This window comes from Colwellia sp. BRX10-4 (assembly GCF_014077465.1).
Lineage (GTDB): Bacteria > Pseudomonadota > Gammaproteobacteria > Enterobacterales > Alteromonadaceae > Colwellia_A.
Map to the genome: position 1 here is coordinate 1 of NZ_JACGVZ010000042.1, position 16,014 is coordinate 16,014.

12 protein-coding genes and 1 pseudogene are annotated in these 16,014 nt (G+C 36.0%); 9 read left to right on the plus strand and 4 right to left on the minus strand.

From position 1 onward, the window contains the following. The first annotated feature begins 377 nt into the window (after positions 1-377). Positions 378-2,198, plus strand: coding sequence for an acyl-CoA dehydrogenase C-terminal domain-containing protein (locus H4J67_RS18855; RefSeq protein WP_182204679.1), 1,821 nt, complete (start codon positions 378-380; stop codon positions 2,196-2,198). 929 nt (positions 2,199-3,127) lie between these two features. Here the strand turns inward: H4J67_RS18855 and H4J67_RS18860 are convergent. Further along, a complete protein-coding gene (locus tag H4J67_RS18860) occupies positions 3,128-3,448 on the minus strand; it encodes a winged helix-turn-helix domain-containing protein (protein ID WP_182173008.1) in 321 nt (106 codons plus the stop codon). 617 nt (positions 3,449-4,065) lie between these two features. Here H4J67_RS18860 and H4J67_RS18865 point away from each other — a divergent pair. Then, positions 4,066-4,527 (plus strand): chemotaxis protein CheX, encoded by a 462-nt coding sequence (locus H4J67_RS18865; RefSeq protein WP_182204680.1) that lies wholly within the window; start codon positions 4,066-4,068, stop codon positions 4,525-4,527. A gap of 935 nt (positions 4,528-5,462) precedes the next feature. Here the strand turns inward: H4J67_RS18865 and H4J67_RS18870 are convergent. Then, positions 5,463-6,755: an HDOD domain-containing protein gene (locus H4J67_RS18870; RefSeq protein WP_310650639.1), complete on the minus strand. Its 1,293-nt coding sequence runs from the start codon at positions 6,753-6,755 to the stop codon at positions 5,463-5,465. A gap of 601 nt (positions 6,756-7,356) precedes the next feature. Between H4J67_RS18870 and H4J67_RS20920 the strand changes: the two genes are divergently transcribed. The 7 genes from H4J67_RS20920 (at position 7,357) to H4J67_RS18905 (ending at position 13,561) form a co-directional block, all read left to right on the plus strand. Then, complete coding sequence (locus tag H4J67_RS20920; RefSeq protein WP_182173014.1) at positions 7,357-7,458, plus strand: HAMP domain-containing histidine kinase; 102 nt, start codon at positions 7,357-7,359, stop codon at positions 7,456-7,458. 14 nt (positions 7,459-7,472) lie between these two features. Continuing rightward, positions 7,473-10,637, plus strand: coding sequence for a response regulator (locus H4J67_RS18880; RefSeq protein WP_182204682.1), 3,165 nt, complete (start codon positions 7,473-7,475; stop codon positions 10,635-10,637). After that, positions 10,630-10,977: an Hpt domain-containing protein gene (locus H4J67_RS18885; protein ID WP_182173020.1), complete on the plus strand. Its 348-nt coding sequence runs from the start codon at positions 10,630-10,632 to the stop codon at positions 10,975-10,977. The genes H4J67_RS18880 and H4J67_RS18885 overlap by 8 nt, the downstream gene beginning before the upstream one ends. Then, on the plus strand, positions 10,967-12,256 hold the full coding sequence (locus tag H4J67_RS18890; RefSeq protein WP_259368688.1) for a response regulator: 1,290 nt from the start codon (positions 10,967-10,969) through the stop codon (positions 12,254-12,256). Before H4J67_RS18885 ends, H4J67_RS18890 begins: the two co-directional genes overlap by 11 nt. A 73-nt stretch (positions 12,257-12,329) precedes the next feature. Next, complete coding sequence (locus H4J67_RS18895) at positions 12,330-12,905, plus strand: hypothetical protein (RefSeq protein WP_182173023.1); 576 nt, start codon at positions 12,330-12,332, stop codon at positions 12,903-12,905. Continuing rightward, positions 12,905-13,171, plus strand: a complete 267-nt coding sequence (locus H4J67_RS18900; RefSeq protein WP_182173026.1) for an HDOD domain-containing protein — start codon at positions 12,905-12,907, stop codon at positions 13,169-13,171. The genes H4J67_RS18895 and H4J67_RS18900 overlap by 1 nt, the downstream gene beginning before the upstream one ends. A gap of 66 nt (positions 13,172-13,237) precedes the next feature. Beyond that, positions 13,238-13,561, plus strand: coding sequence for a hypothetical protein (locus H4J67_RS18905; RefSeq protein ID WP_182173029.1), 324 nt, complete (start codon positions 13,238-13,240; stop codon positions 13,559-13,561). 169 nt (positions 13,562-13,730) lie between these two features. On the opposite strand, the gene H4J67_RS18910 is transcribed toward H4J67_RS18905, so the two are convergent. Both H4J67_RS18910 and H4J67_RS18915 read right to left on the minus strand, forming a co-directional pair. Then, entirely contained in the window at positions 13,731-14,759 is a 1,029-nt protein-coding gene (locus H4J67_RS18910; RefSeq protein WP_182173032.1) for a TIGR04552 family protein, read from the minus strand. A 1,089-nt stretch (positions 14,760-15,848) separates the two neighbouring features. Then, positions 15,849-16,014: pseudogene (locus H4J67_RS18915) on the minus strand (IS110 family transposase); the annotation flags it as partial.

Consider the following 16,014-nt stretch of genomic DNA (forward strand, 5'->3'; position numbering starts at 1 on the left):
TCAAGACCTCAAGACCTCAAGACCTCAAATTCTATAAAATAAACAACAAAAATTATAACATTTTAGTTTAATTCGCTTTCTATACGCGAAGCAGACGTTTGCTGCGATTGTTGTTATCACGGCTTCGACTACATTCCACAGAGCTAATATTATTGTTAATATGCTATTTATTCCTTATACAGCAAAGCTAAAATTTTTATTCTTAATTAAAATTTTACACGCTTATTCTCTTTAATAAATACAGTTGTCTTCTACACTTAAGTTCTATTTATAAATATATAAATATTTATTAGTAAAAAACAGTGGTATGACCAGTTGTTTTTCTGCTATATTCGAAAGAAGTTAAATAAATAGTTTAAAAAGCACTGGAGAGATACATGCTCAGTTATAAAGCACCGATCACAGACATGAAATTTTTATTTGAAGATGTCTTTAATTATTATGACCATTATAAGCAGTATCCAGAATTTGAAGAAGCGACACCTGACTTGGTTGATGCGATATTCCAAGAGTGTGCAAAATTCTGTGAAAATGAATTATTACCAATAAACCAAAGTGGCGATAAAGAAGGTTGTACTTTTGATAATGGTAAAGTAACCACGCCTACAGGCTTTAAAGAAGCTTATCAGAAATACGTTGACGGTGGATGGCAGAGTTTGTCCCACCCTGTTGAACATGGTGGCCAAGGGCTTCCTGCTTCGCTAGGCATGGTAAAGTCAGAGATGATGGGTACGGCAAACTGGTCGTGGGCTATGTATCCTGGTCTAAGCCACGGTGCTATGGATACGGTACAGTTACACGGTACTGAAGAACAGAAGCAGCTTTACTTAACTAAGCTTACCGAAGGTACTTGGACCGGCACTATGTGTTTAACTGAACCACAATGTGGTACAGATTTAGGTCAAGTTAAAACAAAAGCTGAGTTAAACGATGATGGCACATTTAGTATTAGTGGTACTAAAATATTTATTTCAGCTGGTGAGCATGACTTAACTGAAAACATAGTTCATATCGTTTTAGCAAGATTACCCAATGCGCCAAAAGGTACGCGTGGTATCTCATTATTTATTGTTCCTAAGATGCAAGTTGATGAACAAGGTAATATTGGCGAAAGTAACAATGTTGTTTGTGGCTCTATTGAAGATAAAATGGGTATCAAAGGTTCAGCTACCGCTGTGTTAAATTTTGATGGTGCAAAAGGCGTACTTATCGGTAAAGAAAATAAAGGTTTAGAATGTATGTTCACCTTTATGAATACCGCACGTGTTGGTACAGCCTTACAAGGTATCTGTGCTTCAGAACTTGCTTATCAAAACTCATTAATTTACGCAAAAGAACGATTGTCGATGCGTTCACTTACCGGTGCTAAAAAACCTGAATTAGTTGCTGACCCAATTATTGTTCACCCTGATGTTCGTAAAATGCTAATGACGCAAAAAGCGATCACTGAAGGTGGCCGTGCTATGATTTATTATACGGCGAAGATAGTTGATGACATCCAAATGTTGAAAGATGATAAGCAACGCCGTAAAGCTGATAACCGTTTAGGTTTTATTACGCCGATTTTAAAAGCATTCCTCACTGAACTAGGTTCAGAAAGTGCAAATCATGGCTTACAGATATTTGGTGGTCATGGCTTCATCAAAGAGTGGGGTATGGAGCAAATTGTTCGTGATACACGTATAGCTACTTTGTATGAAGGAACGACGGGTATCCAAGCACTTGATTTATTAGGACGTAAAATCTTATTAAATCGTGGTAAGTATTTAAAACACTTTACCATGGAAGTCTTAAGCTTTTGTAAAGACAAAAGTATGATTTCAAATAACCCTCATAAACGTCAGATGAATCAATTTATTTGGCCATTGAGCAAAGCTGTTGCCGGCTGGCAGAAAAATACGTTAAGTTTGTCATTAAAAGCAAAGAAAAACCGCGATGTGGTCGGATCTGCTTCGGTTGACTATTTAATGTATTCTGGTTACATCGTTATGGCTTATTTCTGGGCACAAATGGCGCAGGCGGCTTATGAAAAATTAGCAACCGATGTTGAAAACAGAGACTTCTACCGTGCAAAAATTAAAACCGCAGAGTTTTACTTTGAGCGCATGTTGCCAAGAACTAAATCGTTATCAATCACCATGATGGCAGACCCTAAAACGTTAATGCAGTTAGACGAAGAGTTGTTGTCATTTTTATAAACACTGACTGTTAAGATAACTACCAATAAAAACCTTTTACAGTTTTCTGTAAAAGGTTTTATCATTTTAAAAGACTTCTAAAGACTTCTAAAGACTTCTAAAGACCTTCAAATAGCGATAACCCTTTATCTTCATTACGGCAACTGCATGTCATCGATAAGTATTATAGCTATGGTATTTCTGAAGTTACCGTGGCTGTTGCTATTTTACTTTTTATCATTAGATGGGATACATTAGAACGACTATCTGTTGAGCTTATATTTTGATTGGCACACGAACTTGTTAAACTACGAATAATAGTCGTCGCTCTTTATTTATTTAGCGATTACTAGAAAACGCAATGTGAATAGACATTACAAATGAGGTTATCTCGACAAGTAGGACCATTAGAATCAACACCTTTAGTAGATGATATTTTCGAACCAAATCAATCTTTAGTCAACGGGTTGATGCTCGCTGAGAAGTTGTCGAGACTGAAAAGTATTAACGATCACTTTGTGCGCTAAGCGGAAATAATTACTTGATAGTGTTAGCTTTTTTTACAGTCAGCTAAAGGTCATATTCGAGACCTTTTCTAACCCCCTAAATCAGGACTAAAATGGTCTTCTCTGATACGAAACCGGACGTTAGCCGTGGGTTATCTAGCGACATTTGAACCGATGAAAATTAGCCCTGCGTTAGATAATAGAATTGTTCTAAATTTCATCAGGAATCTATAAAGTCAAAATTATAATTTGATTAGAATACACCAAAGTGGACAATAGATTAATATGATTTTAGGTATTAAATTCTGTGGCGCTTCGGGGCACGAAGCGGCATAGAAATTATGAAAACTTTGTGCGAATAGGATATGTTTATAGATAATTTTCTAACGACAGGTCATTAGAGGGAAAACTAAACCGTTCGCGCGGTAAGCATTAATGATTACCTTATGATTTCTGCTCGCTTGTCTTCATTAAATTTATGAGACATACCTTTAGGTTTTTATAACTGAAATTATGTTGGTGTAACCACTTATTAAATCCTGATATTTGATAAGTGACGGCATATTTTTCTTTAATATAAGTGACTACTTGATGTGCGTGAAGATAAGCAAGGTCACATAAATGCTGAATAATTCCCTGTGTTTGTTCATCGGTTAGATGACTTTGTGAGCAGCCACTTTCTATCGTTAATTTTTCACTGTAGAGGTAATCATCTATAAAGCGCACCAAACTGGTTTCATGCACGCGTAATGCTAGAGCAATCATCAGTGTTGACCAACCTTCATTAGGCAGTTAAGCGGCTTTAATGCGATCACTTTCACGTTTACCTTGGGATTTTTTGTGACGGGGTAGTAACATGGTTTTGCTGTGTTAACACTGTAATATTTTTCATGTAGCTATCAGTATCGATAAAATTAAGTAGTTTCAATGAACACAGTTATAGATATCTTATCGTTAACTAAGCTTGCCTATGTATGGCAAAAAATACCGCTCTAAGATGCACGTAGTGCATGCAGCGGGGATGTTTTTAATGTTAGCAAAACACTCAGTGAATGAACATGTGTGCTTAGGTGCCCTCAAAAGCGGCGCCCTTTTCAGTGCCCTGCTAAACTTGTCTTTTGACGGCTACCAAATCTACAAAAGCTATTGCCATGAGTGTCGCATGACAAATATGCCTGCCACGGGCTTAAATAGCCCCTTTGACCTTATCTGTTGACCTTTATTTATCCTTTCGTTTCTTAACAAGGCCACCAGTCACAAAGTTGTATTAGGACCACTTCAAAGAAACACTCATTTTTCGTTTTATGTACTATAGTTTATCTGTGAAGGCTTCAATTTTATAAAGTTCCACTTAGTATTCTAACAGTGAGGATGACATAACAATGAATGTTGAATTTATTAATCCGTTTATAAATGCACTAATAAAAGTTATTGATGTGATGGGGCACACAGAATTAACCTATGAAAAGCCCAGAATAAAAAAAAATGATGTTGCAATGGGGGATGTTTCGGGGTTAATTGGTATGGTGGGATCGAAAACTAAAGGGTCTTTATCTATTACATTCGAAAAATCACTAGCACTTCGCATCATGCAGCGCATGGTAGGTGAGAAACTCGAAGAAATAGATGAAGAAATTACCGATATGGTCGGCGAAATCACCAATATGGTAAGTGGAGGAGCAAAACTAGAATTGAGTAAGAAAGGCTATGAATTTGATATGGCCACTCCTATGGTCGTATCTGGAACAAACCATACCATTGATCATATACATGAAGGGCATGTCATTATTATCCCATTTGGCTCTGACTCAGGAAAAGCTTTTATTGAGATTTGTTTTGACTGATTAATTATCAGGCATTGATATTTATTCAAGACCCATCTAGAAATTCAACTTCGATAGTTGTATGGGCTAAATAAAAAGATTTATCCGGAGTGTTATGGTTCTTAACCATTAACTAATAAACAACTCGGTGGGTATAGTAGTTTATGACCGAGGCTATCCCGCTGTTTGGTTTTATAAATAACAGAGGCTAAAAAATATCGATTTTTGTATGCAAATAGTCAAAAGTTATACTGTAGTTAAAGCTTTTATAGAAAGTGGGAAATATAGCGATGTTGTTCATTCTCCTTTAATAGAAAAGTCTCTTCGTCGTTGTACAAAAGATAATATATCAACCGAATCACTTAATTTAAGACTCGTATACGTTGATCTTCCATCAGGCCAAGTATAGGTTTAGTCTCGTCATTAACAGATCAACAAGCTTATCCTACATCCAACGTTACTGATTTATACCACCAACGTTGGGGTGCTGAAGAAGATTATAATGAACTAAAACCCGATTTAATATTGAGAATTATTCGAGTCTTTCAGTAGAAGGTGTTTTACAAGATTTACATGCAAAGTATCTAACGAAAAGTCTAGCTTCTGTCGCTGATTTTGATCCAAAAATGGAACTAACATTATTTAATAAAAAAAAGGCGTTATGAATATAAAATCAATGTTACTTTGCTATTAATCAACATAAAGATAACGTAGTCAGATTTATGTTGAATTAGCGGGTGCTGAGCTTTCTAGATTATTGATAAGTAAGATAGCGAAGAGTTTAAGTGTTATTCGGCCCAATGGTAAGTTTTCAAGGATAGACAAAAGGTTCAAACCCAACAAGTACCCAATTAGAACTATAATCGTATGTGTTAAATCCTTACGTTAATGACCTTGTTTTACGCATTACTGACTTGAGCATTAATTTTTTTGCCAGATATTTTCTAATGAATATTTTATGATATTTTGTAGGCTGACAACCATTGATAGGCCTTATTACAAGTTGATATTAAATTGGCAGGGTCTATATCGTATATATCAATGAAAATGTTAATGGTATCCCAGTCTCCTTCGGTATAAGCAACGACAAATGCGAGACACTCAGCCAAACTACCTGTTTGCTCGATTAAGGCAATATTTATCTCTTCAGCAAGTGGCATCGACGACAAAATCTTCTCCATTGGTCTATCTAGGATCGCATCAAGGGTAGAAAATAATCCTGTTAAAAATGCATACTTAGTGAGTTGCTTTAACCCCATTATTTTAGCAAACTGCTCACAAAGCCTGGCTCTTAGAATAGTATTTTGAATAAGTACTGTCGGTTTTTGTGGGTTGAGTTCTACCATAACTATCAGGCATATAAATTTACGTAGTTGAACTTCTCCTAAATAAGCAATCGCTTGCTTGATAGATTTGATCTCGTGGGTATGACCGAAAAAAACAGAGTTAACAAAGCGTAATAATTTGTAGGTTAAATCCATGTCATGCTCAAAATAACCTTCTAATTTTCTGTAGCTATAACCGTTTTTCATCACCTCATGATAAATTGACATTAAAAAAGGATGCGATGATTCAATTTCAACGCCAATGAGTATTTCTGGTTTATAAAAAAAATACCCTTGAAAATATTCAAAGCCAAGCTCCTTAGCCTGCATAAATTCTTCATGCGTTTCTACTTTTTCTGCGAGTAACTTAATTTTGTATTCTCGAAAGTGAGGTAACAAATGAGCAATGGACGAAAGCGGTGTTTCAACAATGTCAATTTTTATCAGCTTAATAAAGGGTAAAAACCGATCCCATGCCGTACTATAAATAAAATCATCGAGTGCCAACGTATAGCCTTGATGGAAAAGTTTAGCCAATACGTCAAAATTTTCATCACTTGGTTCAACAGTTTCTAGTATTTCAACAATAATATTTTTATATGGAGCCAAATTCACCAAATGGTCGGAAAGCATGGCCATTGGAAAGTTGATTAATGCGGGTTTTCCTTCTGTCATTTCATCAAGGCCGATACTGAGATAACTGTTAATTAATAATTTTGCAGTGGCAATGTCCGGAGTAACATCAGTGGGAAAACAATTTTTTTGGCTATCTCTAAATAATAACTCATAAGCAACGACTTTTTTTTTCCTATTAAGAATGGGTTGTCTAGCTGTATAAATTTCGATGTCATTCTCCTCATAGTCCCTACAACTAATAATCAGTGTAGTTTGATTTATGCGAAAAGTACTAAATAAAACTTTCACTTTATACGAGAGTTATCGATAAAAAACCTAATTGTAATGGTCAATTAAAACTGAAAAGATTTTAAGCCACATTTTTCAATTTATTATATTTCTGGTGGGGTGTCATAAACCCAAGACGATAAAGCCATGAAAGCTACTATTCATTTTCAATGTTTTGAGCTTATCCAGAAGAGTCTAATCATAGCTGATAGTAATGGCTCTAATTACGAACACTGCTCAACTTCTTGGTGTTTTTCTTCATTGAGTGATAACTGATATGCTGATAAGGCGAGTAAATTATCTAATTTCATCTTTTTTAAAAATAAGTTGATCCTTACCATAATTAACAATACAGAGAACACAAATATCTGAATACTTCAGAATATTAAAAGTATTGGCTAATATTTATGAAAAAATAAAGTATGGGCCAAATAATTTAAGCGTTATCGTCAAGAAGCGAAACAACATTAATCAGGGAAATCACATTGAATTTACTGCTAATACAAAAGGTAATAAAGTCATCTATACTATAAAGAACGATAGGATATTGAATTGCCAAATGTTATCCGGATTAAGCTTTTGAATATTTGAACGAGTTAATCCAGATATGTAAGGAACAGGTATGGAACTAGCGTTAGTAAAACGCATTATTGAGAACATGGCGTTTTTATATGGGGTATCTGATGGCGAAGTTGGGGCTACATTCTGTTTCACTTTGCCTTAACAAAAGGAGATATTATGAAAGGTAAAGCGTTAAATATTCTATTGGTTGAAGATAATACACACCATGCGGCTTTAATTACCAGTACCCTTAAAAATAGCGATTTATCTTGGCAGATAACCCATGCTAAAACACTGAGTGACGCAAAATCAATACTGGCACATCAACTACCGGATTTAATGCTGCTTGATAATAGATTGCCAGACGGTGAAGGATTAGAGTTACTGCCTGGTTCAGTAGAGAGCCGGACATTTCCCATTATAATGATGACATCGAATGGCAATGAAAAAATGGCCGTAAATGCCATGAAGGCTGGTGCATTGGATTACGTTATTAAAAGTGATTCAATGTTTGCCGAAATGCCGCATATGGCAGAACGGGTCTTGCGTGAATGGGATCATATCTTGGACCGGAAGCAGGCTGAACGGGCACTAAATCAGTTCAAGTATATTGTTTCGACTTCCTCCGATATGTTGGCAATGATGGATAAGGATTATATTTACATTACTGCTAATCCTGCCTATCTGAAAAGATTTAATAAAACGTTAGATGAGCTTATTGGACATACCGTTGCTGAGGTTTTTGGTGAGCAAGTTTTTAATGAAAAAATAAAAGTCAACGCAGAACGTTGTTTAACAGGTGAAAACGTAAATTATCAGGCGTGGTTTGATTCCCCGAATGCTAAGGCACAATACATCGATATACATTATTATCCATATCTTGATGCTGACAACGAAATTGCTGGTTTCATCGTAAATGAAAGGGATCTCACGGTTCAAAAAAAAGCAGAGCAACTGGCACTTCGTCGAGAGCTACAAGCAAAACGTATTATCGAGACCGTATTCGATGCGTTTATCCAAATTGATGTTGATGATCTAATTAGAGAATGGAACCCTCAGGCGGAAATGATATTTGGCTGGAAAAAAGAAGATGTTTTGGGTCATTCCTTAAATGAGATAATAATACCACAGGATAAAAGGCAACAACATAGAGAAGGCTTGAAACGTTTTTTAGCTTCAGGAGAAGAACATATATTAAACAAAACAATCGAATTTCAAGCACTTAAGCGAGGTGGCGACATGTTACCTATAGAGCTGATGATTGTTGTAGAGAAGGATAACGGTGATACTTATTTCAATGCTTTTTTACGTGATATCACTCACAAAAAAATTGCCCTGGAGGCGGGTAGAATAGGCACTTGGTATGCCGAGCTAAATACAGACAACGAGTGGGTATGGAGTTGGGATCGGTTAACCAATGAAATGTTAGGTTTAAAATCTAAAGACATAGGTAAGTTTGACAAATGGCTTGACAAAATACATCCAAAAGACCTAAAAGGCATGAACCACGCTATTGAAGAGTCGTTGTCTACGGGGAAGTTGTTTAACCAGAAATATAGAACGGTAATGCCCGGTGGAGCAATCCGATATCTAATCGGTACTGGACAAATGGGGGAAAAAACATTTGGAAAGTATCATCGTATCGATGGTATCTGCATTGACCAATCAGCTTTTCATCAAACCCAACAAAAGTTGAAACAACTTAATAGTGAATTGGAGGAGCGAGTAGAGCAACGAACCAAAGAGTTGGTTTTGTCTAAAGAGCATGCTGAGCAAGCGAGTAAAATTAAAACAGACTTTTTATCGATGATGAGTCATGAACTAAGAACACCAATGAATGGTGTTATCGGTTCACTTGATTTGCTCACCACAACTAAGCAAACTGAAGAATCGATGGATCTCATTGATACGGCCAAAACATCGGCAGTGAATTTAGTCCACATTCTTAATGACATTCTTGATATCAGCAAGATTGAAGCAGGTAAACTAGAAATAGAAGAACGTGCGTTTACTATCTCAGAGGTTATCGACAATGTGGTTAACGTTTTTATTCCTACAGTTAAAAAGAAAGATATCGTTTTTGAAGTTTATGAAGACCCCAATATTCCAACATTTGTTCTTGGTGACGCAATGCGTGTGCGGCAAATATTGTTTAATTTGGTTGGTAATGCGATAAAATTCACGTCAACGTCGAACGAAAAAAGGGGTTGTATTAAATTACTTGCAGAAGTCAAAGAAAGTAATAAATATATCAGTACTATAACCTTTAATATAGTTGACAACGGCATCGGTATCGAGCGAGCGACTCAGCAGAAGCTTTTTATGCCATTTAGTCAGGCCGAGCGCTCTACCACAAGAAAGTACGGCGGCACGGGGCTAGGTTTAGCCATTTGTGGCCAATTGACCGAAATGATGGGCGGTTGCATTAACTTGACCAGTGAAAAAGGAATAGGCTCGTCTTTTTGTGTCGAATTGCCGTTTTGGTTATCTCAAGAAACCAAAGCCTTAGCTGTTGAGACGTTATCATCAGTTAGCGTTGCTTTTGTAGATGTCAGCGAAGTTGATAGCAATCGAAAAGAAAATTTATCTCACTACCTCGTTGACGAAGGGGCTGAGGTTACTTTTGTTGCCTGTAATCTCAATTTCGATTTTTCTACAGATTTTGATGTGGTCTTAATCTTTGTTGGTGACCTTGCTGTAGGAAGAAAAAATACTGAGTTATTGCTTACTTTGCTTTCTAAAATGAACAAAATTATACTTGCAATAGATGATATTCATTTAACCGAATCTAGAAAAGCCTTTCCCAAGATGCGTGTTATAAGCACCCAACCCATTACACGAGTTCAGTTTATAGGGGCAATTAACCACAGTTGGCAAAAGAGTCATGAACTCATCTTAGACGAAATAAACCTCGAAGAGTTAGAAGGATGTATTGAAAAGGAGCAAGTAAAATCACTTAATGCTGACATTCTCATTGTTGAAGATAACGAACTAAATCAAAAAATCATACTAAGACAGATGGGTAATTTGGGGTATGAATGTGACCTAGCAGAAGATGGAGAACAAGGAATAGAGAAATGGAATAACAACCGAGGTAAGTATAAGCTGATTCTAACCGATTGTCATATGCCAAAAATGGATGGATATCAAATGACACAAGAAATTCGCAAGTTAGAAGATTCGAATAATTTGGCCCACATTCCTATTATTGCCGTAACAGGCGCGGCAATGACTGGCGACGCTGAACAATGTTATAAAGCAGGTATGAACAGTTTTGTTAGTAAACCCGTTCAACTTAAAGATTTAAGGGAAGTTTTAAAGGAGTGGTATCACAATGATTGATTCACAACGGCAAATATTAAATCGAAATGTTATGCGCGATCTCATCGGGGATGATGTGGCACTGGCAAGAAAATTTGAGATAGAATTCTTGAAACAAGCGAAAGGATCAATAAATAAAATCGCCTTATCGTATAACAGTCATAATTTCACTGCAATTAAAGAGGAAGCTCATTATTTAAAAACATCTGCGAAAGCCGTTGGTGCCGAACAAACAGCGGCACTACTGGAAGCATTGGAAAGCATGGCATTAGATAAAAATATCGCAGAATGCAAACAGAAAATTGTTTCAATAAATGCCGCATTGAAACAAGTGTATGGAGCCATTGTCAATGAAAGCTAAACCCGCAACATTAGGTAGTCGTCATCCTAAAGTGGTTATGATCTTTGAAAATGAAGAGGACGTGCTTGGCGCGGGAAGAATTCTTTCTGCTCAAATATCAGAATATCGTACCATTGCACTAAATAGAGACACCGCAAGGTTTCTCATCAAAACTAAACCTTCGGTAATTTTGTTTGCGCTGTCTAACGTTGAACAATCCATCGAATCCTATTCAGTTTTAGTTGAAAAAGGAACACTCGATTACCCGCACTATAGTATTCTGCTTTGCAATAATAAAGAGTCATATATTGCCTTTCGTTGCTGTATGAAAAAATTATTTGATGATTATTTTGTCTATCAACCTTTATATGAAAAATTTCGTTTATTGATGATTGTTCACAATGGCTTGGAAGCTTCCCAATCTAATAGTGATATTACTGAATTCAATGAAGAAGTTTTTGAACAAATAGACGAAGAATTAGCGTTGCAAATTGATGAAGCTAGCCGTTGTAAACAAAATTTATTAGAAAAAATTAATCGCAGCAAAGCAGATATCATTAAAGTGACCGAAGAGCTGCAACAAATACCCGTATTGCCTGAATTATCGGCACAGCAGATAATGTCTAAAATAGATCAAGAACATATTAAACCCTTGCTGACAACGTTAGAAAATGAAATTATACTAAGTTTAGACCAAATATTAAGTCAATTGGTTACGCAACAAATTACGCTGAAAACTAAGTCACTTCAATCTGACGGCTTGATAAAAAATTCTCCGCCAAACCGAAAACAAAGTGAAAGCTTTGAAAATATAGACATTTCAGTTGTTGAACAAGAAGATGAAATATCCTCCTCTGAAAAAAGAGAGCAAGACGAAACGATTAATCCAATTATTACTGCGCCGGAAATTAAAGACGTTAAGCGCAGTAAAATTTTGGTTGTGGAAGACAACGCTTTGTATCGAGATATGCTGGTAAGCGTATTGTTGAAGGAAAACTTAGACGTTGATACAGCGCAAGATGGCCTTGAAGCCCTGCAAAAAATCAAAGAGCACCACTTTGATTTGATCATTATGGACTTATTTATGCCCAATATGGATGGGTTAAAAGCCACAAAAAAAATTCATCAAATATCTGGAGGTAGAGATATACCAGTTGTTGCGCTCACTGGTAATAAAAATAAAGAACTAATACTAAAATGGGCAAGTTTCGGCTTAAAAGGTTACCTCATAAAACCTTCAACCAAAGAAGAAATATTGTTGGTCGTGTATAAGGTTCTTGGTTCAACGCAAAAAACATAATGAACGTTGTACTGACGATAGTTCATTTAGAGAACTGAAAACCGTTGGCAAATAAATCAGAAAGTAAAATAGAATGGAATATTTCGTCTCTAGGCAGCCTATTTTTAAAATTGATTCCAGTATCATCGGTTATCGTTTACGTTTTCAAGATGATATTGAAAATACCTTATTAAAAATGAGTTTTTCTATTGAAGAAAATGATCAATCAAACGAAATAGCGATGAGCTTTTTCGAGCTTACAGCAGGTAAGCTTGCTTTTGTTGACTTTGGGCCGAATGCAATCAAGTCATTAATCCCAAAAAATTTGGATCCTGATCACCTTGTTATTAATGTTGATGTGAGTCAATCACCTGATCAAAATCAATTGTCGGCATTATTAGCACTCTACGATTTAGGTTACCGTATATGTTTGGACAATTTAAATGATGAATTAGCATGGAAATCATTTTATCCATCAGTGGCTTACATGGCACTACATGTTGATATAAGTAGCAGTAACGATTTTTTCCGAATTGTCGATTGTGTAGGCATGTATCCCGATATTAAGTTAATAGCAACAAGTGTTGAAGACAAAGCTTATCATGCGGTGGCGGTACAAGTTGGCTTTAGTTATTTTGAAGGCTCTTTTTTTCTAAACCAGCAATATTAATGTCTCGCGCTATGTCTCCAGCAGAAACGACACTTGCAGAATTATTATATTTAACGTCCTCTAGTAATTTTGAGCTATTGAAAATTGTAGAGATAGTACAACGTGATGTTTATCTGACCTACAAAATATTGAGCTACGCAAATACAGTATTTTTTAGACGTAGAGAAGAAGTATCGACTATAAAACAGGCGGTGATAACGTTAGGTCTAGTAGAATTAAAACGCTTTATTTCAATTCTATTTACAACTCAACTAAGTCATGGTTGATCAAAGGAATTAGTCAGGCTTTCTCTTTTTAGAGGAAGGTTTTGTGAGTCGCTCATTGCATTAGATTTGCATAAATCTGCAACAGAGCAAGCATGTGCAGAAGCTTTTTTAGTAGGGTTACTTTCCTTACTCGAAGCAATGTTTAATGGACCCATCGAACTCGCACTCAAAAAATTGTCGCTATCGAAGAGCATTATATCAGCAATATTAAAGAAAGAAGGAAGCGTTGGGGCGTACTTGCAATTAGCCATAGTGAGTGAAAATGGAGATTGGCAAGAAGCATTAACAATGGCGACAACCTTAAAAATTAGCAAAGATGATTTAATTAAAGTGAATTCTACCTCTTTATTATGGGCTAATAAGCAAATGGCGATACTTCATATAGATTGAAAATCAATCGAATGCAAAAGTTAAAAAAGAGAATAGTTTAAAAGCCCACATGTTGGGTAAATTCACATAAATGCTCTGCTGTGCCAACTGCACCAGTAGCGAGTTATACTTTGTATCTGACCTTTTCTATATTTGCTAAATCTATATTTCAAGAAGCCCGCATTGCACATTACGAAGATGACAAAAACGGCAACACCCGTTGTCTGACAGCTTTCTTCTGACGCTTTTTATACTCGTCATGAGAAGCGATACCTTCACGTGATTTTATATAACTGTCTAGATCCATTAGTTGCAATTCAAACGGGAAAAAAAAGCGTAACATCGTTCCATCTGGTTGCTTAATTTTGATCCGCTGACGGCAAGTGATTTGTACCGAATGATAGCTAAGCTCGCTAAATGGATTGTTTGCAACACGCTTTTCAACGGATGGATAATCCATTGTTTGCATTTGGGCACGTATTTCTTTAATGGGTATACCTTTGTTCATAGACTTAATGATCCAATCAAGATCAAAGAGGGTGTTTCGAGATTTTGACGGTTTGATGTTTGCGTAAGTCACAATGTGATTTTCTCGTAAAAACGCTAATACATCTAATACGTCCGATCTGTATTTAGTCACAAAACGAATTCCAATCCAGTCGAAAATATCAGTAGAGACATTTTCCGTTTTGTGCATCATTTTCATTGCCACTGAACGCCTAGATTTTGCTGCACGAAATTCAAATTTCTCAAGTTTTAATTCTCCCAACGCACACAAGTCACCGTTCCTATGGATATGTGCGTTAAAGCTGTCAAATATCTGTTCTCTAATGGTATCGTGATAAAGATCATTAAAATATGAATGACTGTGGGTAAACGTATGAATCACCCGTAAAATTGAACCACTCCAAGCCGCCAACGCTCTAGGTCCGTGCCCTGATGCATAGAGTAAATATTGGCTTATGCTTTTTTCTTCTTGCAATGGCAAAGGTATCAACTCCCCGTTGATTAGCAGTTCTTCCTGTATAAATTCAATGCTCTCCAACCTAAGGCCTTCAAGTTCGGCAACATCAGCAGGATCATTAAGATCAAACCCATAACAGGCGAGAAAATTATGGGCCTCTTGTAAACTGTGGATGTGTATACGTTTAGCATCGATAAAAGAAAGGCCCTTCAATGCTGTTCTCACGGAAGTGCTTCGCCAAGGATTTATATTCATTAAATAGCCCAAAATTTAGTTACGTTAAGTTATTGATATAATTTATCTACTCTAAATGTAATAGCCCAGTTTGTAGTCTATAGCGATATCTAACCTTTGATATTTGTAGAACGGTGTATATGTCGTATAAATAATAAAAACAATGTAACGCGTGACGAATATTTGTACTCAATTACTCAGGTAATCTATCGGAAATTTAATTGCTTGTGTCCTCAACTCGCAGGAATCCAATTTTCGCTTATTCTATAATATCAGCAAGTTAATTGTTGTTTTTTATAAAATTAGCAGTGGGTATTTTCAATAAAAATTGAATCTATAGCGAATAAAATCTAATATGCATCGTTTTTAATCTTAAAGATATTCCACCCCTGTGAATTACGCTAATTTCTCCCTAATACCTGTTTTACTCGTGTTACTTATTCTGATTATTTTAATAACGGTATGCTTTTTTCGAAGTATCGATCTTTCCATAACACATAGGCTTATTATAGAGACTTCTCAGTAATGACCATTCCATATGTTTAATTAATTATAGATCAACATCCTCGATTTCAACAAATCAGATCGGTTAAACTAACCAAAAACTGTTGTGTTTAACTATTACTAAGAAGTCTAAGTAATATCCTACTGAGACAAAAAATTAAAAAATGATTATATTTAGCAAGATAAATGTAAGTTTTGGGATAAATTACGTTGCAGGTCATGTTACTGAAACTTCTCAGTAACATAACAGAGATTATGCATTATAAAATAGGAAAAAAATGTCTGTATTGGTGGCCAAGCAGATTATTGGTTGTGGTGAATTCAAGGAAAAATCAGGGCGAATTTGTGGCAAAAATGACGGTTCGCTCTAACACTCTTTGGGCGTTAGCGCCTTAGAATTAATACTCTATTTTATGTGGGCCTTAGTTGATTTTAATGTCCGCTTTTGAGACTGGGTAGATAATTGTACGCAAAGTATTGAATAAGGTTTTAGGTGTAAATTAATAGACATATTTAAATTATATGTGACAGTTTTAGGCTCACAAGTTGCCAGAACCGGTATAAACCTAATGTCAGCTTCATGCCCTGAGGCATTCAACAAGTATTTTATGCAGCCAATAAAGGAGAGTTTCTTTCCTTTAATGCTATTAAATATTTGGATTCATCATAAGGTACTTTCGTTTTCCAACACCTAAATACAATACGCACCCACTTGAAAGCCAAAGCTCTTACCGCTGATTGATGAGACTTACCCTTAGCTCGTTGTTGGTTG